General features: G+C 74.8%; 18 protein-coding genes. 9 read left to right on the forward strand and 9 right to left on the reverse strand.

Annotated elements, in window-relative coordinates:
• Positions 1 to 220 precede the first annotated feature (220 nt).
• Entirely contained in the window at positions 221 to 748 is a 528-nt protein-coding gene (locus ACIO92_RS24905; protein ID WP_351796858.1) for a gamma carbonic anhydrase family protein, read from the reverse strand.
• A gap of 131 nt (positions 749 to 879) precedes the next feature.
• Here ACIO92_RS24905 and ACIO92_RS24910 point away from each other — a divergent pair, with 131 nt between their 5' ends.
• Positions 880 to 1,626 (forward strand): acyltransferase, encoded by a 747-nt coding sequence (locus ACIO92_RS24910; RefSeq protein ID WP_402282999.1) that lies wholly within the window; start codon positions 880 to 882, stop codon positions 1,624 to 1,626.
• 25 nt (positions 1,627 to 1,651) lie between these two features.
• Positions 1,652 to 1,915 carry a DUF6225 family protein gene (locus ACIO92_RS24915; protein WP_402282997.1) on the forward strand — a complete coding sequence of 88 codons (264 nt, stop codon included), beginning with the start codon at positions 1,652 to 1,654 and terminating at the stop codon, positions 1,913 to 1,915.
• Positions 1,916 to 1,928: 13 nt separating this feature from the next.
• Here ACIO92_RS24915 and ACIO92_RS24920 read toward each other — a convergent pair whose 3' ends face one another.
• The gene (locus ACIO92_RS24920) at positions 1,929 to 2,744 is read right to left on the reverse strand and encodes a thioesterase family protein (protein ID WP_402282995.1); all 816 of its coding nucleotides are present in this window, start codon (positions 2,742 to 2,744) and stop codon (positions 1,929 to 1,931) included.
• A 331-nt stretch (positions 2,745 to 3,075) separates the two neighbouring features.
• On the opposite strand from ACIO92_RS24920, the gene ACIO92_RS24925 reads away from it, so the two are divergent.
• From ACIO92_RS24925 to ACIO92_RS24935, 3 genes are all read left to right on the forward strand, one after another.
• Positions 3,076 to 3,630, forward strand: a complete 555-nt coding sequence (locus ACIO92_RS24925; RefSeq protein ID WP_402282993.1) for a hypothetical protein — start codon at positions 3,076 to 3,078, stop codon at positions 3,628 to 3,630.
• Between the two features lie 507 nt (positions 3,631 to 4,137).
• Positions 4,138 to 4,710: an XRE family transcriptional regulator gene (locus tag ACIO92_RS24930; RefSeq protein ID WP_366442734.1), complete on the forward strand. Its 573-nt coding sequence runs from the start codon at positions 4,138 to 4,140 to the stop codon at positions 4,708 to 4,710.
• Between the two features lie 92 nt (positions 4,711 to 4,802).
• Positions 4,803 to 5,366, forward strand: a complete 564-nt coding sequence (locus ACIO92_RS24935; protein WP_402282991.1) for a YbaK/EbsC family protein — start codon at positions 4,803 to 4,805, stop codon at positions 5,364 to 5,366.
• A 155-nt stretch (positions 5,367 to 5,521) separates the two neighbouring features.
• Here the strand turns inward: ACIO92_RS24935 and ACIO92_RS24940 are convergent, their stop codons facing one another.
• Entirely contained in the window at positions 5,522 to 5,965 is a 444-nt protein-coding gene (locus tag ACIO92_RS24940; protein WP_366442705.1) for a CoA-binding protein, read from the reverse strand.
• Between the two features lie 124 nt (positions 5,966 to 6,089).
• Here ACIO92_RS24940 and ACIO92_RS24945 point away from each other — a divergent pair, with 124 nt between their 5' ends.
• The 3 genes from ACIO92_RS24945 to ACIO92_RS24955 all read left to right on the forward strand — a co-directional run bounded on the left by ACIO92_RS24945 (position 6,090) and on the right by ACIO92_RS24955 (position 11,382).
• Positions 6,090 to 6,716, forward strand: a complete 627-nt coding sequence (locus ACIO92_RS24945) for a YigZ family protein (protein WP_366442704.1) — start codon at positions 6,090 to 6,092, stop codon at positions 6,714 to 6,716.
• Positions 6,717 to 7,099: 383 nt separating this feature from the next.
• On the forward strand, positions 7,100 to 8,323 hold the full coding sequence (locus tag ACIO92_RS24950) for an exonuclease SbcCD subunit D (RefSeq protein ID WP_402058850.1): 1,224 nt from the start codon (positions 7,100 to 7,102) through the stop codon (positions 8,321 to 8,323).
• The gene (locus tag ACIO92_RS24955; protein ID WP_402282988.1) at positions 8,320 to 11,382 is read left to right on the forward strand and encodes an AAA family ATPase; all 3,063 of its coding nucleotides are present in this window, start codon (positions 8,320 to 8,322) and stop codon (positions 11,380 to 11,382) included. The genes ACIO92_RS24950 and ACIO92_RS24955 overlap by 4 nt, the downstream gene beginning before the upstream one ends.
• Before the next feature lie 142 nt (positions 11,383 to 11,524).
• On the opposite strand, the gene ACIO92_RS24960 is transcribed toward ACIO92_RS24955, so the two are convergent.
• Genes ACIO92_RS24960 through ACIO92_RS24970 form a run of 3 tightly spaced genes read right to left on the reverse strand, consistent with a single transcriptional unit; the run spans position 11,525 to position 14,293 of the window.
• Complete coding sequence (locus tag ACIO92_RS24960) at positions 11,525 to 12,010, reverse strand: Lrp/AsnC family transcriptional regulator (RefSeq protein WP_351783998.1); 486 nt, start codon at positions 12,008 to 12,010, stop codon at positions 11,525 to 11,527.
• Positions 12,011 to 12,042: 32 nt separating this feature from the next.
• On the reverse strand, positions 12,043 to 13,755 hold the full coding sequence (locus ACIO92_RS24965; RefSeq protein ID WP_366442701.1) for a DUF885 domain-containing protein: 1,713 nt from the start codon (positions 13,753 to 13,755) through the stop codon (positions 12,043 to 12,045).
• Between the two features lie 40 nt (positions 13,756 to 13,795).
• The gene (locus ACIO92_RS24970) at positions 13,796 to 14,293 is read right to left on the reverse strand and encodes an Lrp/AsnC family transcriptional regulator (RefSeq protein ID WP_351783608.1); all 498 of its coding nucleotides are present in this window, start codon (positions 14,291 to 14,293) and stop codon (positions 13,796 to 13,798) included.
• Between the two features lie 59 nt (positions 14,294 to 14,352).
• Between ACIO92_RS24970 and ACIO92_RS24975 the strand changes: the two genes are divergently transcribed.
• Positions 14,353 to 15,573, forward strand: coding sequence for a trans-sulfuration enzyme family protein (locus tag ACIO92_RS24975; protein ID WP_401238711.1), 1,221 nt, complete (start codon positions 14,353 to 14,355; stop codon positions 15,571 to 15,573).
• Here ACIO92_RS24975 and ACIO92_RS24980 read toward each other — a convergent pair.
• The 3 genes from ACIO92_RS24980 to ACIO92_RS24990 all read right to left on the reverse strand — a co-directional run bounded on the left by ACIO92_RS24980 (position 15,491) and on the right by ACIO92_RS24990 (position 21,276).
• The gene (locus ACIO92_RS24980) at positions 15,491 to 16,939 is read right to left on the reverse strand and encodes a GNAT family N-acetyltransferase (protein WP_401238714.1); all 1,449 of its coding nucleotides are present in this window, start codon (positions 16,937 to 16,939) and stop codon (positions 15,491 to 15,493) included. The genes ACIO92_RS24975 and ACIO92_RS24980 overlap by 83 nt on opposite strands.
• 88 nt (positions 16,940 to 17,027) lie before the next feature.
• Entirely contained in the window at positions 17,028 to 19,799 is a 2,772-nt protein-coding gene (locus tag ACIO92_RS24985) for a DUF6493 family protein (protein ID WP_402282985.1), read from the reverse strand.
• 58 nt (positions 19,800 to 19,857) lie between these two features.
• Positions 19,858 to 21,276 (reverse strand): SWIM zinc finger family protein, encoded by a 1,419-nt coding sequence (locus ACIO92_RS24990; protein ID WP_366442698.1) that lies wholly within the window; start codon positions 21,274 to 21,276, stop codon positions 19,858 to 19,860.
• Positions 21,277 to 21,330 lie beyond the last annotated feature (54 nt).

The raw sequence follows: 21,330 nt of genomic DNA on the forward strand, positions 1-21,330 counted from the left end.
TCGTTTAAAATAAACCACCGCCATCAGCCGGCGGGGGCGGGGGGGGGGGCGGCCGGGGGGCGGGGGGGGGCGGGGGGCGGCGCCCGGGGGGGGGGGGGGGGGGGGGGCGCGGGCCCCCGGGCCCCCCCCCCTCCCCGCACCAGCGGGACTCCGACGGCTCGCTCCCCGCACCAGCGGGACTCCGACGGCTCGCTCCCCGTGCCCGCGGGGCTCCGACGGCTCAGTCCTCGAAGGCCTCCGCGTGGCCCTTGGCGAGGTGCAGGTACATCTCGGCGTTCAGCCGGATGCCCGCCCGCTCCTCCTCGGTCAGCGGGCGGCGCACCTTCGCCGGGACCCCCGCGACCAGCGAGCCCGGCGGGACCTCCATGCCCTGAGGGACGAGCGCCTGCGCGGCGACGAGCGAACCGGCGCCGATCCGCGCGCCGTTGAGGACGGTCGCGCCCATGCCGACGAGGACGTCGTCCTCGATGACGCAGCCGTGCACGGTCGCGTTGTGACCGACGGTCACGCGCGCGCCGATCGAGACGGGGAAGCCGGGATCGACGTGCACCGTGCAGTTGTCCTGCACATTGGAGTCCTCGCCGATCTCGATGGCCCCGCAGTCCGCCCGGAGCACCGCGTGGTACCAGACACTGGCCCGCGCGCCGAGGGTCACCTCGCCGAGCACCACGGAGGTCGGCGCGGTGAAGGCGGTCGGGTCGATCCGCGGCTCCTTGCCGCCCACACCCTTGATCAACGCCTCTGTCATGGTTCGCTCCTGATCGTCAGCGGTCGTGTCGCGCCCGGGGGTGCCCCCGGCGGCAGCCTATGCCGTGCTCATGACGGACATCACAGCGCACCGCACTGAACAGGCACGACACCGCCGACTACGGTGGCCGGGTGCCCAGGAACAGAAACACGTTCTCCTCCTTGTCCGCCTGGCGGCGCCGGGTTCTCGCCCGAGCCGTGCAGGGCGGCTGGCGCTGGGTGCGGGAGGCCGGATCGGTCACCGCCGAGCACCCCGGCAGGCTCCGCTTCCGCCGCCTCGGCGCGGGCACCCGGCTCGCCTTCCCGCAGGGCACCGTCTTCGGCGAGCCGTGGATCGAGGTCGGCGAGTGCTGCATCATCGCCGAACAGGTCACGCTGACGGCGGGGATGCTGCCGGACCTCGACCTCGGGAAGGACACGGTCCTGACCCTCGGTGACGGGGTCGTCCTCGGCCGGGGCAGCCATGTCATCGCCGACGCGAAGGTGACCATCGGCTCGGACACCTACTGCGGTCCGTACGTCTACATCACCTCCACCAACCACAGTTACGACGACCCTGACGAACCGGTCGGCCGCCAGTGGCCCCGTTCCGCACCCGTCTCCATCGGGCCCGGCTGCTGGCTCGGCACCGGCGCGGTGGTCCTGCCCGGTGCCCGGCTCGGCCGGAACGTGGTCGTCGCGGCGGGCGCGGTCGTACGGGGGGAGGTGCCCGACCACTCGGTGGTCGCCGGCGCCCCGGCCCGGGTCGTCCGCAGCTGGGACCCCGAGAAGGGCTGGCAGCCCCCGCTCCGCACCCCGGCCCCGGTGCCGATCCCGGAACACGTGACCCCGGAGCAGCTCGCCGCGCTGGCCGCGTGGGAGGTCCAGCGGACCGGCTGAGCCCCGGCCCGTACCCTTTCGCCCCATGGGAGAGACCTTCGAGCACGACCCCGTCGTATGGACCGCGGGCCAGCTCCGTGAGGCGCCGAAGGACGTCCCCGACGACACGCCCCTGTACATCGGGGTGGCGCCCCGGCCGGACGCGCACGACTTCGACGACCAGGTGCTCGTGGGGTACGCCGCCGTCACGCGGTACCGGCCCGCGACGGAGTCGGAGCCCGCCCGGAAGGACGTCGAGCACACCCTGTTCGCCCAGTGGCCCGGCGGCTGGTACACCGACCCCGGGTGACCGGGGTCCCCGCTCACCCCCCGGGCTGCGGACGCACGGTGAGGATCTGCTCCGCGCGGCCCACGGGCCCGTGGACGTCGTGCAGCACACTGCTGGTGAGCCCCTGCCCCGACGGCCCGAAGACGACCGTCGTGTCGAGACCGGTCCACGGGCCCCTCGGCTGCCGGTGCAGATGGATCGTCAGATCGAGGTTGGGGAACATCCAGGCACCGGGGTCCTGCTGGACGGCGATCCCGTTCGCGGTGTCCACCAGCGTCACGTACGAGGCGAGCGGGCCGATCTCCTCGCCCGCGACCAGGGCGAGGGGCGTGGACAGCCACGCCGTGGCGCGTCCCCTGCGGACCGTGGGCGTCCGCCGCACCTCGATGGAGGAGACGTACCCGCCGTTCCACGCCGCTTCCATCTCCCACCGGTCGAACTCGGCGGGGGCGGGCAGCGGTTCTACGGGGCTGTCGGCGACGGCCGAGGTGTCCCGGGCGGCGAGCAGCCAGGCACGGGCGCGCACGACCGCGCGCCCGCCGATGGTGACGGTCGCTTCGAGGAGTTCGATGGTCCGCCCGGGGCGGAGGGTCTCCACGGTGACCGCGCACTCGTCGAGGGCGATCCTGCCGAGGATGTCGTAGCTGATCCGGGACAGGGCCAACGGGCCGTGCGCGGCGGCGGGCCGGGCCGCGAGGTGCTGCTCCACGGCGTGCGCGACGAGCCCCGAGAGCGGGCTGAAGTGCTGCTCGTCGGCGCTCCACGCACCGCCCGCGTGGGCCGTGGGCTTGAAGTGGTGCTCACCGGTCCGCTCGTAGTAGCTCGCGGGGGCGAGGGCGCCTGTGGTCACGGGATCGGGCCTCCTGAAGCGGGACGAGCCTGACGGAGCGGGGTGAGCGGGGTGAGGCGGAGTGGAGCGGGCGGGCCGGGTGGGCACGCCTACGGAGGGGGCACGAGGTAGCTGTACCCCTCACGCATCGTAGGGAGCGCCGACCCCGTCGGCGGTGTGATCTCCCGCACAGCGCGTCAAGCGGCCGGTTCCGTGGGCGACTTCCGTCGTCGCGCGGGCCCGGTTCACCCCTGGGGGTCTTCACCGCGGAATCGCCGGAACCGGTCCGATCGGCGGACTACCGTGCAATCGTGCCGCGCCGCCCGTCGCGGCCCGCGTGAGGAGGACTCCTGTGCCATCGTCCTGCGACCCCCGCTACGCACCCGCCGGGGATGTGAGCGCGGCGCTCCTGGTGATCGACTCCCGGCTCAAGGCCGTCTACGACGGCCAGGTCATGGACACGGACGAACAGCGGCGTCTCGACGGGCAGTTCATCCGGTCCCTCGGCCCCACGGGTGCCCAGGACCTGCTGGACGGGGCGTGCACGCTCATCTTCATGTTCATGAGGTGGCTGCGGAGCGCCTGCGAACAGCACGACCAGGACGTCATCGAGTACGTGGTCCCCAATCTGGTGACCACGATGGGGATGATGCCCCGGAGCATCCGCCCCGAGACCGTCCCGACCATGGCGGGCCTCGTCGTCGCGGCGGGCACGGGTCTGAGCCCCAGCCTGTGGCGCCGCCAGTACGGGGAGTGGACGCCGGAGGAGATGAACTCCCTGGAGGCCACCGCCTTCCTGCTCGCGGAGCTGATCAACCGGGTCACCGGCGACCGCGCCTTCGCCACCCGGATGATCGCCGACGCGCTGACCGCCGCGGACGGCGAGGAGGCGGGCGAGCCGGAGTGACGGGGTGCCCAGGGGTCGGTGACCGGGAGCTGGGCGGCGGGGAGACCCGGACGGCTGAGCCCCGGACGGCTGAGCCACCCGCGTGCGCGCCGACAGCGAGCCGCCCGCCTTCCTGCTCGTCCGGGGAGCCCGGTGCCGGGACCCGGTGCGCGCCGCGATCCGTGCCGATGGGCGACGTTCCCGCGCCGCCGACCTGCCCAGCACCGACCTTCATGCCGACCTTCATGCCGACCGGTCCGATGGTTCTCCAGTCATGCCCTGCCGGTGCTCCGCCGGTCGGCACGAGGGAGGATGCGGAGGCCGAGCGGGCCGCCGCCCGGCCGCGCCTCCAGCGCGTCCGCTCCTTCACGTCCTTCACGGAGGCGGTGGACAGGCCCTTGCGGACGCGCACGGCAGGCCCGTAGGGAGCCCGGGGCCCCTACGGGCAGTACAGTGCGGTGAACCATGCGGTACATCCCACCGTAGTTCACTCCATTGGACTCTTTCATCCAGGACATGGGACGGAACGTGTCGGACCTCGACCAGCTCACGCAGTCGCTAGCCCGGAACCTGAAGCGCTGGCGCAAGGAGCGGGCGCTCACCCTGGACGCCCTCGCCGCCCGTGCGGGCGTCAGCCGAGGCATGATCATCCAGATCGAGCAGGCCCGGACGAACCCCAGCGTCGGCACCACCGTCAAACTGGCCGACGCCCTCGGTGTCTCGATCACGACCCTGCTCGACCACGAGCAGGGCCCCCAGGTCCGGCTCGTCCCGCCGGAGCAGGCCGTGCGCATGTGGTCCACCTCCACCGGCAGCCACACCACCCTCCTCGTGGGCACCGAGGCCCGCGGTCCTCTGGAACTGTGGTCCTGGACCCTCATGCCCGGCGACGGCAGCGCCTCCGACCCGCATCCCGACGGCACGGTCGAACTGCTCAGCGTGACCTCCGGCGTCCTCACCCTGGTGGTGGACGGCGCGGAGCACACCCTGCCCACGGGCACCTCGGCCGTCTTCGAGGCCAACACGGCACACGCGTACCGCAACGACGGGACCGAGCCGGTGGAGATGACCATGACGGTCTCCGTCCCGCCCGTGCGCTGAGACGGCCCGTACGCCGGGACGGTCCGCGCGTCGAGGGCCCGTACGCTGAGACGGACGGTCCCGCGCGGGGCGCCGGTTGTTAGCGTGTGCCCATGCGCGCACCCATCGGAGCCTTCGAAGACGCCGCCCCCGCCGCCGAGCGTCTCGATCTGCTCACCGGACCCGTCGCGGCCGCCGTCCGCGCCTGGACGGGTCCCGTCCCCGTCGAGCGGTTGCTGTACGTCGACACCGACCCGGCCATCGCCGACACGGCCGTCTTCGTCGAGCACCACGGGCCCGGACTGCTCGACGCCTCCGCCAACTGCGTGGTCGTCGCGGGCCGCAGGGGCGACACGACCACACTGGCCGCCTGCGTCGTGCAGTCCGCCGCCCGGGTCGACGTCAACGGGGTCGTCCGCAAGCACCTCGGCGCCCGCAAGGCGTCCTTCGCCCCGATGGACACGGCGACCGGCGAGACCGGCATGGAGTACGGGGGCATCACCCCCATCGGCCTCCCCGGGGACTGGCCGCTCCTCGTGGACGCCGCCGTCGTCGACACCGACTGGGTCCTCGTCGGCAGCGGGCGCAGGCGCGGCAAGCTCATCCTGCCGGGCAAGGCGTTCGCCCAGCTGCCGGGCGTGACCGTCATGGAGGGCCTGGGCGTCCCCCTCGGCTGAGGGCGGGAACACCGGCGGCGGGCGCGCGGGCCGGGGCGGCCGTCAGGGCCTCCGGGCACGGCATCAGGACCCGACCCCCGGATACGTCATCGGAGAGCGGCCCCCAGCACGGCATCGAACCGCGGTCCCGAGCCCGCCCCCGTCGCTCGCCCGCGTCAGCCCAGGCGGGGGATCTCGATCGCCGGGCAGCGGTTCATCACCATGTCGAGGCCCGCCGCGCGGGTGCGCTCGAACGCCGCCTCGTCGATCACGTCCAGCTGGAACCAGACCGCCTTCGCGCCGATCCCGACCGCCTCGTCCGCGACCGCGCCCGCCAGATCGCCGTTCACGAACACGTCCACGACGTCCACCGGGAACGGGATGTCCGCCAGCGAGGCGTACCCCCGCTCACCATGGACGGTCTCCGCCTTCGGGTGGACCGGGACGATCCGCTTCCCGAAGCGCTGGAGGACGCCCGCGACCCCGTACGCCGCGCGCGCCGTGTTGGAGGAGAGCCCCACCACCGCCCAGGTGTCCCCGGTGGACGTGAGGATCCTGCGCACCGCCTCCGACGCGGAGTACCCGGCCGGATCGGTGGTGGTCGTCGTGTCGCCGCTCATCGCTCGTACTGCCTCTCCTCGGCGCGGCCCGTCCTGACGACCGCCTTCCTCCCCGACAACGAGCCGCCCCGGGCCCTGATTCCCGCCGGACGGGCCGGTCCCGGCGGGAACGTACGCTGGTCGGATGCAGGAGCAGTACCGCACCCCGGCCCGCGAGGGCGTCCACGAGACCGAGATCAACCGCTCGCGCTTCCTCTGCGCGCTCGCGCCCGTCGCCGACGAGCGGGAGGCGCAGGAGTTCGTCGCGCGCGTCCGCAGGGAGCACCCGACCGCCACCCACAACTGCTACGCGTACGTCCTCGGCGCCGACGCCTCCGTCCAGAAGGCCAGCGACGACGGCGAACCCGGCGGCACGGCGGGGGTGCCCATGCTCCAGATGCTGCTGCGCCGGGACATGCGGTACGTCGCCGCCGTCGTCACCCGCTACTACGGCGGGGTGAAGCTCGGCGCGGGCGGGCTCATCCGCGCCTACGGCGGAGTGGTCGGCGAGGCCATCGACACGCTCGGCACGGTGACCCGGCAGCGCTTCCGGCTCGCCACCGTCACCGTCGACCACCAGCGGGCGGGCAAACTGGAGAACGACCTGCGGGCGACCGGCCGGGCCGTCCGGGACGTGCGGTACGCCGACGCCGTCACGATCGAGATCGGCCTCCCGGACGCGGACGTCCCCGCCTTCCGCGCCTGGCTCGCGGACGCCACGGCGGGCACGGCGTCGTGCGAACTCGGCGGCGAGGCGTACGGCGACGCGTGACCGCACCGCCCGGGGCCGGGGGCGTCCGGAGACCGGGCCAGGGTCGGGACCGGCACCGTAACCGGTCGGAACCGGCACCGTAACCGGTCGGAACCGGCACCGTAACCGGTCGGAACCGGTCGGACCGAGATCCGGCCGGACGCAAGGGACGGACACCGGTCGGGACCGGGACCGGGACCGGGACCGTGCTGAGCCCTGGGACCGGGACCGTGCCGGACCCCGGCACCGGGACCGCTCCGGGGTCCGGCACCGGAGCGGGATCCGTCCCCACGGTCACCCCGGGCATGAGGCCCCGGTCACACCCCCCGGCGGGATAGCGTGGAGGGCACACAGAACCGGAACCGGCGGCGAGGAGCGGCACACATGCGGGGTGGGACGGCACCGTGAGGCTCCTGCACACCTCCGACTGGCACCTCGGCCGGTCCTTCCACCGCGTCGGCCTCCTCGAAGCCCAGGCCGCGTTCCTCGACCACCTCGTGGCCACCGTCCACGAGCACCGGGTGGACGCCGTCCTCGTCGCCGGGGACGTCTACGACCGGGCCGTGCCCCCGCTGCCCGCCGTCGAACTCTTCGACACCGCCCTGCACCGCCTCGCCGGGGCCGGGGTGCCCACCGTCATGATCTCCGGCAACCACGACTCGGCCCGCCGCCTCGGCGTCGGCGCCGGACTCATCGACAGGGCCGGCATCCATCTGCGCACCGATCCGGCGGCCGTCGGCACTCCCGTCGTCCTGGCCGACGAACACGGCGACGTGGCCCTCTACGGCCTGCCCTACCTCGAACCCGCCCTCGTCAGGGAACGGCTCGGCGCGGAGAAGGCCGGACACGAGGCCGTCCTCGCCGCCGCGATGGACCGGGTCCGCGCCGACCTCGCGACCCGGCCCGCCGGGACCCGCTCCGTCGTCCTCGCCCACGCCTTCGTCGCGGGCGGCGAGCCCAGCGACAGCGAACGGGACATCACCGTCGGCGGCGTCGCCGCCGTCCCCGCCGGAATCTTCGACGGCGTCGACTACGTCGCCCTCGGGCACCTGCACGGCAGCCAGACCGTCACCCCGAGCGTCCGCTACTCCGGCTCCCCGCTCGCCTACTCCTTCTCCGAGGCCGACCACCGCAAGACCATGTGGCTGGTGGACCTCGGCCCCGCCGCCGCGCCCGCCCCTGAAGACTCCGCGCCCGCGCCCGCCGCGCCCGCCCCCGGGGGCGCGATCACCTCCGCCGTACGCCTCGACTGCCCCGTCCCGCGCGCCCTCGCCCGGATCAGGGGACGGCTCGACGCGCTCCTCGACGACCCCGCGCTCACCCGCCACGAGACGTCCTGGGTCGAAGCCACCCTCACCGACCCCGTCCGCCCCGCCGAACCCATGGCCCGGCTCACCGAGCGCTTCCCGCACGCCCTGCACCTCGTCTTCGACCCCGAGCGCACCGCCGACGACCCCGCCCTCTCCTACGGCGCCCGCCTCAGGGACCGCACCGACCAGCAGATCGCGGAGGACTTCGTGGCCCATGTGCGCGGCGGCGCCGCCCTCGACGGTGCCGAGCGGACGGTCCTGTACGGCGCCTTCGACGACGTGAGGACCGGCACGGCCGAGCGCGAGGGGGACCGGTGAGGCTGCACCGTCTGGAGATCGCCGCGTTCGGCCCCTTCGGCGCCAGGCAGACCGTCGACTTCGACGCCCTGTCGTCCGCCGGTCTCTTCCTCCTCCACGGACCGACCGGCGCGGGCAAGACCTCCGTCCTCGACGCGGTCTGCTTCGCCCTCTACGGCAGCGTGCCCGGCGCCCGCCAGACCCCCGGCGCCTCCCTGCGCAGCGACCACGCGCCCGTCGGCACCACCACCGAGGTCGTCCTCGAACTGACCGTGGGGGACCGGCGCCTGGAGATCACCCGGCGCCCCGCCCAGCAGCGCCCCAAGAAGCGCGGCGGCGGCTTCACCACCGAGAAGGCCCAGACCTGGCTGCGCGAGTACGACCCCGCCACGCGCGCGTGGCAGGGCCTCAGCCGCTCCCACCAGGAGACCGGCGAGGAGATCACCCAGCTCGTCGGCATGAGCCGCGAGCAGTTCTGCCAGGTCGTCCTGCTGCCCCAGGGCGACTTCGCACGCTTCCTGCGCGCCGACGCCGAGGCCCGCGGCAGACTCCTCGGCCGCCTCTTCGACACCCGCCGCTTCGCCGCCGTCGAGGAACGCCTCGCCGAACTGCGCCGCCGCGCCCAGCGACAGGTCGAGGAGGGCGACGAACGCCTCCTCGCCCTCACCCACCGCATGGGCCAGGCGGCCGGCGGTCTCGATGTCGCCCGCACCCCCGTGGACGGGCGGCCCGGCGAACCAGGACTCGCCGACGCCGTCCTCACCTGGGCCGCCGTCGCCCGCACCGAGGCCCGCGAGACCCTGGACATCGCCCGCGTACGGCTCGAAGCCGCCGAAGCCCGGCAGACCGCGGCGCGCACCGCGCTCGACACCGAGAACGACCTCGCCGCCCGCCAGGAACGGCACGCCGACGCACTCCGGCGCGAGGAGCGCCTCGCCGCGCACGCCCCGGAGCGCGACCGGCTCCGGACCGCCCTCGACCGGGCCCTCAAGGCGGACCGGGTGGCCCCCGCGCTCGCCCTGCGCCAGGACGCAGAACGCGCCCACACCGCCGCCCGCGCCGCCCGTACCCGCTCCCGCTCCCTCCTGCCGCCCGACCTCGCCGACGCCGGGGCCGAACAGCTCACCGCCCTCGAACACCGGCTGCGCGGGGAACTCGGCGGGCTCGCGGCGGCCCGCCGCGCCGAGCACCGGGCCGCCGTGATCGCCGAGGAGCGCGCCGTCCTCACCCGGGAGGCCCGCGCCGACGAAGCCGTCCTCCGCGACACGGCCGACTGGCTCGCCGACTGGGAGGCGCGCCGCACCGAGCTCACCGCACACGTCGAGGAGGCACGGGACGCCGCCGCCCGCGCCGAGCACCTCGCCGGGCGCCTGGAACCCGCCCGCCGCAGGCTCGCCGCCGCCCGTCGCCGCGACGCCCTCGCCGAGGACGTCGAAGCGGCCGGAGCCCGTCTCGCGGACGCCCGCGAACACCGCAACACCGCCCACGAGAACTGGCTCGACGTCAAGTCCCGCCGCCTGGAGGGCATCGCCGCCGAACTCGCGGTCACCCTCGCCCCCGGCGAACCCTGCCAGGTGTGCGGCTCCCCCGCGCATCCCGCGCCCGCCCGCACCACCGCCGGTCATGTCGACCGCGCCACCGAGGAAGCCGCCTACGCGGCCTACGCCCGCGCCGACGAACTCCGTACCGCCGCCGAGAACGAACGCGCCGTCGTCCGCGAGTCCTGGTCCGCCGCCCGCGCGGAGACCCTCGCGGACGGCCCGCCCGGTGCGGCGGGCTCCACCGCCGACCCGGCCGACGGCCCCCCGGTCACCGAACTCGCCGCCGAGGTCGAGGAACTGATCGACCGTCACCGCGAGGCGCACGCGCTCGCCGCCCGGACCCACAGCGCGCGGGAGGCCCTGGCGGCGGCCGAGCGGGAGCACGAGGGCCGGGCCTCGGCGCAGCGGGAGGCCGAGCGCCGGGTGGCCGCGCGGACCTCGCGGCGCGAGGCCCTGGACGCCGAGGCCACCGCCCTGGAGGAGGAGATCGCCCTGGGGCGAGGCGCGTTCGCCCGGGTCGCCGAACACGCCACCCTCCTGGAGCGGCGCATCGCCCTCCTCGTCGACGCCACCGGGACCGTCCGCGCCGCCGAGATCGCCGCCGAGCGGCTCAAGGAGGCCGACGGCAGCCTCGCGGACGCCGCCTACCGGGCGGGCTTCACCACTCCGGCCGAGGCCGCCGCCGCGCTGCTGCCCGACGCCGAACGCCGGGACCACCAGCACCGCGTGGACGCCTGGCGGGCCGAGGCCGTCCTCGTCGAGGACCGGCTCGCCGAGCCCGGCGCCGCGGCCGCCGCCGGGCTCCCCCCGGCCGACCCGGCGGGCGCCGCAGCCGCCGACGCCGCCGCCGCCCGTACGCTCCGCGACGCCTCCTCCGCGCTGACCGCCGCCCGCGACCGGTCCACCGGACTCGCCGCCCTCTCCCGGCAGGCCATGACGGAGGTCCGCCGTCTGGGACCGCTGCGCGAGGAGTACGACCGGGTCGCCCGGCTCGCCGCCCTCACCGCGGGAACCTCCGCCGAGAACGAACGCCGGATGCGGCTTGAGTCGTACGTCCTGGCCGCCCGCCTCGAACAGGTCGCCGCCGCCGCCAGCGCCCGTCTCCAGCGGATGTCCGCGGGCCGTTACGTCCTCGTCCACTCCGACGCCCGCTCCGGCGGCCGGAGGGCCGGACTCGGCCTGCACGTCGTCGACGCCTGGACCGGCAGCGAACGCGACACCGCGACCCTCTCCGGAGGCGAGACCTTCTTCGCCTCGCTGGCCCTCGCGCTCGGCCTCGCGGACGTCGTCAGCGACGAGGCGGGCGGGGTCCGGCTCGACACCCTCTTCATCGACGAGGGCTTCGGAAGCCTCGACGAGCAGACCCTCGACGAGGTCCTCGACGTCCTCGACTCGCTGCGCGAGCGGGACCGCAGCGTCGGCATCGTCAGCCATGTCGCCGATCTGCGCCGCCGCGTCCCGGCACAGCTGGAGCTGGTCAAGGCCAGGAAGGGCTCCGCGGTGCGGCTGCGGACCGGCGGCGAGGCGCTCGGCGGCTGACCCCGCACGCGGGGCACAAGTCCCGCCGGAAGTCCCGCCGGACACCGTTCCCCCGGGCGCGCGGCCCCACCGGGCGCGGTCCCGCCGTCGCCTGACCCCGTCCGTCCGTCACTTGATCCCGCCCGTCCGGGACGGGCAGACCTCAGCGGCCGATCGGGCGCCGGGCCAGCGGTGAGGAGTAGACGACGCTGGTCGTCACCGAGCCGAGCGCGCCGATCTTCCCGGTGATCTCCTCCAGGTGCCGCATCGAGCGCGCGGTGACCTTGAGCACGAAACAGTCGTCACCGGTGACGTGGTGCGCCTCCAGGACCTCCGGCGTCGTGTCGAGCAGATCGTGGAACGGCTTGTAGTTGCCGTTCGGGTAGCGGAGCCGTACGAAGGCCAGGACGGAGAGCCCGAGCCGCTCCTGGTCCACGACCGCCGTGTACCCGGTGATCACCCCGGTCTCCTCCAGGCGCCGGACCCGCTCGGTCACCGCAGACGGTGACATCGCCACCGTACGGGCGAGTTCGGCGAAGGTGGCGCGGCCCTCGGACTGGAGGGCTTCGAGGATGCGCCAGTCGGTGGCGTCGGGAACGTATGCGGTGCTCACGAGGCAGGGATAGCAGGGGATTCCCCGGCCGATCAAGTCGACCACCGGGGAATCCCTCGGGCCGCGCCTCAGAGCCGGGAGAGCTCCTCGACCAGGTCGTCCAGACCCAGCGGCCCCTGCGAGAGGGCCGCCATGTGCCAGGCCTTCGCGTCGAACGCCTCACCGTGCGCCGCCCGCGCGTTGGCCCGGCCGAGCAGCCAGGCCCGCTCGCCCAGCTTGTAGCCGATGGCCTGCCCCGGCATCGACAGATAGCGGGTCATCTCGCTCTCCACGAACGACGCCGGACGGCTGCTGTGCCGCTGGAAGAACTCCTGGGCCAGCTCCGGGGTCCACCGCTCGCCCGGGTGGAACGGCGAGTCCGCCGGGATCTCCAGGCCCAGGTGCATCCCGATGTCCACGATCACCCGGCACGCGCGCATCATCTGGCCGTCGAGGTAGCCGAGCCGCCGCTCCGCGTCGGGCAGGAAGCCGAGCTCGTCCATCAGCCGCTCCGCGTAGAGCGCCCAGCCCTCCATGTTGGCGCTGACCTTGCCGATCGTCGCCTGGTAGCGGGAGAGGCGGTCGGCGACGTGCACCCACTGCGCGATCTGGAGGTGATGGCCGGGCACCCCCTCGTGGTACCAGGTCGACACCAGGTCGTACACGGGGAAGCGGGTGGCGCCGTCCACCGGCAGCCAGGTCCGTCCCGGCCGGGTGAAGTCCTCCGAGGGCCCGGTGTAGTACGGGGCCGCCGCACCGCCCGGCGGGGCGATCCGCGACTCCACCCGCCGCACCCGGTCGGCCAGTTCGAAGTGGGTGCCGTCGAGCGCCTCGACCGCCTCGTCCATCAGCTCCTGGAGCCAGACCCGCACCTCCTCCACGCCCTCGATGTGCGTGCCGTGCTCGTCGAGATGGGCCAGCGCCTCCCAGGGACCGGCCCCGGGCAGGATGCGCTCGGCCTCGGTCCGCATCTCCCCGAGCAGTCGGTGGTACTCGGTCCAGCCGTACGCGTACGCCTGGTCGAGGTCCAGATCGGTGCCGTTGAAGTAGCGCGTCCAGAGCTGGTACCGCTCACGGCCCACCGTGTCCGGGGCACCGGCCACGGCCGGGGCGTACACGTCCCGCATCCAGTCCCGCAGCGCGAGCACCGCCTCGGTGGCGCCCCGCCCCGCCTTCGTCAGCTCCGCGCGCAGGTCGTCGGAGAGCGAGCCCGGACCACCGGCGGCGAACTCCTCGAACCAGCCCGGCGCCCCGGAGTCCGCGCCCGCCCACTCGGTGAGCTGGCCGACGAACGTGGCCGTCGGCCGGGGACCGCCGAACAGCTTCCGTTCCAGACCGAGGGCGAGCGAGGCGCGGTACCCCTCCAGGGCGGCGGGAACCGCCCGCAGCCGGGAGGCGACCGCCGTCCAGTCCGCCTCGGTCTCCGTCGCCATCACCGTGAAGACGATCCGCACGCTGTGCGCCGGGGACCGCATGTTGCTGACCGCGCAGAGATTCTCCTCCGCCTCGTGCACGGCGAGCTCCGCCGTCAGCCGCTCCCGCAGCAGCCGGGCGCAGCGGCGCTCCGCCTCGCTGTCCGCGCCCGTAGCGCGCTCCGCCTCGTCGAGCCGGGCGAGGGTGCGCCGGGCGAGGTCGGCCACCGCGCGCTGACCGGCGGGGGAGAAGTCGGGCAACTGCCCCGCGCTCTCCGCGACTCCCAGATACGTACCGGTGATCGGGTCGAGGGCGATGAGTGCGTCGACGTGGTTGTCGGCGACCTGGCGGGGCAGCGGGTGGGGGGAAGTCTCTGGCATGGGGGCCATCCTGACGCCTTCCTCCGGCCCGCGTCACCCTCGTCCGGGCTCAGTCGGCTGACATGGAGGGGGCCGAGGAAGGCGGCAGGAGCGGCCCGCACTCCCACTGCTGGAAGATCAGCCGGGTCTCCACGCGCGCCACCTCCCGGCGCGAGGTGAATTCGTCGAGGACGAGTCGCTGCAGGTCGGAAGGGTCCGCCACGGCCACGTGCACCAGGTAGTCGTCGGGTCCCGTCAGATGGAACAGGGACCGGGACTCCGGCAGAGCCCGGATCCGGTCGACGAACGGAGCGATCAGTTCCCGCCGGTGGGGGCGGACCTGGACGAGCAGCAGCGCCTCAAGTCCCCGGCCGAGTTTGGCCGGATCCAGTCGCAGCCGGTGCCCGAGCACCACACCCGTGCGCCGCAACCGGGCCACCCGGTCCAGGCAGGTCGAAGGAGCCACCCCGACCTCTGCGGCGAGCTCGCGGTAGGTGGTCCGGGCGTCGTTCTGCAGGAGGCGAAGAATGTGCAGATCAACCGTGTCCAGTACGACAGAATCGGCCATCTGCCGAACGTAGCACGGGACTTCCGTACTACTTTCCGGTATTCGTTCACAGTCTCGCCATGGACGCCATGGACTACGGCACCTCGGTCACCCCGAGGGCCCTCGCCACCGAAGCCGTGCACGCCGGCCGCGAAGACCTCGCCCGGCTCGGGCTGCACGCACCGCCGCTCGACCTGTCCACCACCTACCCCTCGTACGACGCACGGGCGGAGGCCGCCCGGATCGACGAGTTCGCCACCACCGGCGCCCGGCTCGACGGACCGCCCGTCTACGCCCGCCTCGACAACCCCACCGTCGCCCGCTTCGAGGAGGCCCTCGCCCGGCTGGAGGGAGCGGAGGCGGCCGTCGCCTTCGCCAGCGGCATGGCCGCCCTCACCGCCGTGCTGCTCGCCCGCGCGAGCCAGGGCCTGCGGCACGTCGTCGCGGTCCGGCCCCTCTACGGATGCAGCGACCACCTCCTCGACGCCGGACTGCTCGGCACCGAGGTGACCTGGACCGACCCGGCGGGCATCGCGGCGGCGATCCGGCCCGACACCGGACTCGTCATGGTCGAGTCGCCCGCCAACCCCACCCTCGCCGAGGCCGATGTCCGCGCCCTCGCGCACTCCTGCGGCTCCGTGCCCCTGCTCGTCGACAACACCTTCGCCACTCCGGTGCTCCAGCGCCCGGTCGAGCTGGGCGCCCGGATCGTGCTGCACAGCGCCACCAAGTACCTCGGCGGGCACGGCGACGTCATGGGCGGGGTCGTCGCCTGCGACGAGGAGTTCGCCCGGACCCTGCGCCAGGTCCGCTTCGCCACCGGCGGGGTACTGCACCCGCTCGCCGGGTACCTGCTGCTGCGCGGTCTGTCGACCCTGCCGGTACGGGTCCGGGCGGCGTCCGCGACGGCGGCGGAGCTCGTACGGCGGCTCACCACCGATCCCCGGGTCGAGCGGGTCCACTACCCCCGGATCGGCGGCGCGATGATCGCCTTCGAGATGTACGGGGACCCGTACGACGTGATCTCCGGCGTCCGGCTGATCACCCCGGCGGTCAGCCTGGGCAGCGTCGACACCCTCATCCAGCACCCGGCCTCCATCAGCCACCGGATCGTGGCCGAGGGAGACCGGCGCTCGGCGGGCGTCAGCGACCGGCTGCTCCGGATGTCGGTCGGTCTCGAGGACGTCGACGACCTGTGGCGCGACCTGAGCCGGGCGCTCAGCGCTCCGCCCGCCGGGCACCTTCCGGACGCTGTTCCCGCCTCGGCCGGGCTGACGGCTTCGGGGCCAGCCGGGCGGTGATCACCAGGGTGCCCTCCTCGATCTGGTAGTCCAGGGGCAGACCGAGGGCGCGCATCGCGGCCACCATCCCGGTGTTGGACGCCCGGGTGACGGCGTAGACGCTCGCGCAGCCGGTCTCCTCGGCCATCGCCACCAGACGGCCGAGGAGCTCGGCGCCGATGCCGCGCCGCTGCCAGTCGTCCTCCACCAGGAGCGCCACCTCCGTCTCGTCGCCGTCCCACAGCAGGTGCCCGAGGGCGACGAGACGGCCGGAGGCGGTCTGCGCGGCGAGGGTGCGGCCGAAGCGGGGGCTGAGCAGGTGGTCGAGATAGCGGTCGGCGTCGCCGACCGGGCCGTGGTAGCGCCGGTCGAGGGTGCCGGCCGAGCAGCGGTCGTGCATGGCGCGCGCGGCCGGGAGGTCGCGCCGGTCGGCCCGGCGGACGGTGATCTCGTTGCCCTCGGGGAGGGTCAGGACGTCCCGGCCGTGCGGGACGCGGGGGCCGAGCCGGGCGTCGAGTTCCACGAGGGCCCGAGCGCGGGCGAACTCGGTCGGGGTGAACGGCAGATGGGGCCGCTCCACGACGAGCGTGCCGCCGTGCGGGTCGCGCAGCCGCATCACCGTCTCCTCCAGGACCCCTTCCACCGGGACGGGTTCGCCGGTGGGGCGGCCGGTCAGCGAGACGGCGGGCACCGAGTGGAGGGTGCAGCGGCCGAGGAGCCGCCGCAGCGCCAGCGGCAGTTCGGCGGCGTCGAGCGCGGTACGGGTCGCCAGCTCCAGGACCCGGGTGGGGGTGTCGACCAGGTCATGGGCATCGGCCCGCTCGGTCCAGGTGTCCCGGCCGCCGGCCGCCGCCGTCTCCCGGGCGAGGGTCCGGGCGGAGAGGTCGGCGGGGGCGCGCAGCAGGAACTCGTCGACCGTGCCGTCGGCCAGTGGATGCGTCTGAAGGGTCAGGATGTCCACGCGCAGCCCGGCGAGGGCCGTGCACAGCGCGGCCAGGCTGCCCGGCGCGTCGGCGACGGTCGTCCGCATCCGCCACAGCACGGTCCCGGCGGACGGCCCGGACCCGGCCGTGGCGTCCGCCGCCTCCGTGGAACCGTCCGCCGGAGGCGCGGACGGGCCGGTGGGGGAGAGCCCGCCGGGGTGACCGGCGGGCGGGGCATGACTCGTGTGCCCGTGCCGCCGCGCCCACCAGGTGTGGAACGCGGCGGTGGCGACCAGCGCGATCGCCGAGAACACCAGGAGGTAGCGGCCGTCGGGGCCCTTGGCGATGGTCTTGGCGATCGTGTCGGCCACCACCACGGCGGTGAACAGGGCGGCCAGCTCGATCAGGTCGTGCCGCCAGTGGTGCGGGCGGCGGGTGCTCTTCGAGGACGTCACATCGGTCATGACCTCACTGTGACCCAGTGGTGTTGCGTGATCACGAACGCTCTGTGACTGACGGGTTAAGCGCCGCTCTAGCAGGATAAAGAGCGATTCAGGCCGTTTCTGTCGGGGTCTGATCGGCCCCCTGACGGAGCGCGCCCAGCAGCCGCCTGGCCTGCACGACGAACTGCGACGTGCCCCGCCCCGAGGCGACCGCCTGGAGACCGGCCACCTCCCCGCCCGCCCCGCACCGCTCCACGCAGTCCGCCGCGACCGCGAGCACCTCGCCGAGCCCCCGCACCGGCCGCACCGCGCCCAGCAGCTCCGGCAGGACCGTGGAGAGCACCGCCCACACCGTCCCGTACGCCCCCGTCGCCGTCGCCGTCCGCAGCGCGTCCGCCAGCCGGTTCGGTTTCACCGAACCCTCCGTGACCAGCCACGACAGCTCCGCCCCCAGCGCCGCCGCGTCCAGATCGCCCCGCGCCGCCAGGACCAGGAGCGCGTCCACCGCCCGCAGCCGGTCGTCCGCGTCCAGACAGCCGAGGCCCAGCGCCAGGGCGAGCGCGACCGCCCGGCCCGCCGGCCCCTCCGCCTCCACCAGAGCCGTCAGCGGCTCCGTCGTCCCCTCCTGGTCCGCCTCCATGCCGAGGGCCAGACCCGGCAGCAGAGCGGCGGCGAGGGCCTCACGGTCCACCGGCAGCACCCCGGTCCAGTGCGTACGGTCCGCGATCCAGTGGGGGCAGCGGCGCGGGGTCGCGTGCAGCTCACCGCCCAGCCACCGGAACGCCGGAGGGAACTCCTTCCGGATCGTCCGGTGCTCGTCGACCTCCACCACGATCCGGTCGATCAGCCAGTACTTGTCCGAGGTCCGGCCGCCGTCCCGGCGGAAGAACCGCACCCGCGCGCCCACCGGCTCCGCCGTCCCCAGCCAGACGGCGAGCCGTGACCCCGCCGTCGTACCGAGCGCCGCCGCCTCCTCGGCCGCCCGCGCGGCCGGAGCACCGGTCCGGCCGACCCGCAGCAGCGCCTGCGCGAAGTCCGCCGGGGCGGGCTCCACCCCCGCGTCCCGGTACTCCCGCAGCCGCTCCACGAGCACCAGGGGCTCGACCTGCCCGGAACCGAGCGTCGGCGAGGCGAGGAGGAACGGCAGCGCGTCCGTGCCGACCAGATCGGCCGCCTCCCAGAGCCGCGCGTCCGTCACTCCGGTCAGCGCCTCGTGGAAGCAGTCCGACTTCTGCCGCTGCGCCGCCCGGCCCTTGGCGATCCGGGACTTCGACACCATGCCGAGCAGTCCTGCCAGCACCACCCGCACGTCCCGCGTCGAGTGGGTGAAGTAGTGCTCGTACTGCCACGGCTCCGTCGGGAAGGCCTCCCGCACCGCCCCCTCGACCGCCACCCTGTCCCGGTGCGCGAGCCGCACCAGACCGTCCAGCGCCCGCTCGAACCGCTCCGCGTCCCGGCCGAGCCCCTTCACGAGCAGTTCCTCCACCAGCTCCTCGACCGTCGAGGGCGGCGCGGCCACCGGCTCGGGTGCCGGAACCGGCGGCAGGATCTCCTCGTACGGACCTCCCGTTCCCTCGTCGGAGACCTCCCCGAACAGGGCGACGGCCGCCTCCCGGTGCACCGGGCTCAGCAGCCCCGCCTGCTCGGCGAGCTCCGACCGCACGGCCGCGTCCACCGTGCCCAGATGACGGGCCACCAGCTTCAGCGCCCGCTCCTGGATCACGGTGTCCTCGTGCCTGAACGCCTCCGCGAGCGCCGGAAGCAGTTCGCCCGCCGCGTCCGGCTCCCGCGCCAGCACCTTCCCCACCAGGGTCAGCTGGGACCGTACGAGCTTCTTCTCGGTGCGGAACAGCACCCCGCCCGTCATCTCGGCCAGCACTCCGGCCGACAGCGCCCCCTCGGCGGCGAGCCCCGCCAGCACCTCCTGCGCGTACCCCGCGACCGGCCCGGGGCCGTCGGACGCCATGGCGACCCAGTCCGCGACCCGCTCCCGCCGCTCGGCCGCGTCCGGCGCCACGACCCGCAGGACCTCCGTCGCGCACCGAAGGTTCCGGGGGCGCCCGCCGCGCAGCAGCCGGGACACCGCCAGGTCCACGACCCGGGCCCGGTCGAGCACGCCCTCCGCGACGAGCACGGAGAGCGCGGTCGGCCAGTGCGCCGGATCGTCCGGCCCGCCCGACCAGGCCAGCGGCTCGGGCGTCTCCGGCATCGCCAGCGCGTGCGCCACGAGGACCGGTGTGTGCGGGTCCGCCCGGAGCCGTTCCAGGAGCTGCTTGCCGGTCAGGGACCGCGTCCAGCCGAGGACATAGCCATCGGTCGCGGGCACCGCGCACCCGGAGCGCTCCACCAGGGCGTGGATCAGGCCGTAGCAGCTCTCGGCGACGGCCGGACGCGCCGCGAGCCGCCCCGCCACGTCCGCCAGCCACTCCGCGTCCCGCCCCTCCAGCACCTTCAGGACCAGGAAGCCGTCCTCCTGACGCCAGTTCAGCAGGTCGCGCCCGCCGAGCCAGGTCGCGGCCGCCGCCGCCCCCGGGTGGCAGCCCGCCCCGGCGACATGGAGGGCCCGCCGGATGCGGGAGGCCTCGTTCCACCGCCGCCACTCCCAGGAACGGACCTCGGAGCGCAGCGCCTTCAGCCGGGTCAGCGCGGTCCTGCGGGCCGCCGCGTCCAGCGGTGCGAGAAGCGCCGGAACCTCCTTGGCCCGGCCCGCGCGCACCGCGTCGAGCAGCACATCGACCGCCGTCGCCCCACCGGGGCCCTCCGCGCCCCGGGCGCCGTCCGCCCCCGCCACGATGTCCCCGCCCACGGTCACCCCGTCCACCCCGTCCACCCCGTCACCCGTCATGCCGTTCCCCACCCCGATCGCCCCGGTCGTCCCCATCACCCCAGCCGTCCCTTTCGCCAAGGCGGGCCCGGCCGCCCCAGCCGCCCCGGTCGGCTCAGCCATTCCGGTCACCGTCGCTCCGTCCGCCGACCGGTGTCGCCACGGGCCCGGTGGCGGCGGCCGTCGCGCCCCGGCGGACCATCCGCACCGCGAGCGCGTGCTTGCACGGGCCCCGCCTGCCCTGGTGGTCCGCCCACCACGGGCAGGTGCAGCTGAGCACCCCGTCCGACTCCCGCACCCGGTAGCGCCGCTCGCCCGAGACCACCGTGGCCAGCGGGCCGTCCAGCTCCACCGCGCCCTCGGCGACCAGCCGCCGGGCGCCCACCAGACGCGGATTGTGCCGCTCGGCGCGGTCCGCGTCGTACGGCAGCTCCCGGTGGAAGTAGGCCGCGTCCGCCACGTCGTAGCCCACCCGCCCGGCGGTGCCGAGCCGGGTCAGCGCCGCGCGCACCCGGCCGATGCCGAGTCCGGCCCGCGCCGCCAGCTCGGCCAGGTCGATCCTGGGCTCCCAGGCGAGGAGGACCGAGACCAGCTCGGCGTCCTGCGCCGCCTCCTCCGTGGCGAGGGCCTCCAGGACCCCTCCCTCGCCGGAGAACCCCCGCGCCGGGTCGGGCGAGAGCGTCAGCGTCAGCCGCATCCCCGGCAGGGTCACCTCCCAGGCACTGGAGGTCGCCAGGGTGCCGTCCGGCACCGGCCCGTACACCCGCAGGCCCGTCGCGTGCCGCAGCACCCGCTCCAGGGCGACCAGCCGGTCCGGCCCCGGCAGGCACACCGCGTCCGCCCCCGGCCGGGTCGTCGGGCGCAGGGTCCGGCCGGACCGCGTCACCCACAGCGGACCCCGCCCCCGGGCCTGGTTGCGCGGCAGCGACCGGAGGAACCGCACCGCCTCCGCGCCGGAGAGTCCGGCCCGCAGGTCGAACCGGGCCGAGGCGACCTGCGCCTCGGCGAAGCCCCGCAGCCAGCGGTCCGGCAGCGGGACCTTCTTCTCCACGACCGCCCCCGTCAGCGTGGTCACCGCCAGCTCCTCGGGGCCGACCCGCAGATGCATCGGATCGTCCCCGGTCATCCGGGACAGCGCCTCGCGCAGCGGGTCGTTCACGTCGACGTTCGTCGTGCCGTGCCCCGTCTCCGTACCCCCGAGACCCTCTTCGAGGATGTCCAGGCGCGCGTACACCCCGCCGCAGCCGGAGAAGGACTCGAACCGCAGCCGGTCCCCGTTCCCCGTCACCACCGGGTCCAGCGACCCGGGCCGTATCCGCTGGTGGTAGCGGGCCGCCGCCACGTCGGCGACGGCGAGCAGACCACGGGCGGCGACCTGCGGCGCGGCCAGGAAGCCGGAGAAGAAGCGGGGATGGGCCTCGGCACCCCGGGGCGTGAGGCCCCCCGCCGTCTCCAGACCGAGCAGCCGGCCGGAGCCCGTGGACTCCAGCGCGGACGGGCGGACGTAGGCGAGTGCCTGTACGGATCGCGTCATGTCTACGACGGTAGGGCGAGGCACTGACAACGGCCCCGATCCTGCCACCGCACC

It is taken from the genome of Streptomyces sp. NPDC087215 (assembly GCF_044744885.1).
Lineage (GTDB): Bacteria > Actinomycetota > Actinomycetes > Streptomycetales > Streptomycetaceae > Streptomyces.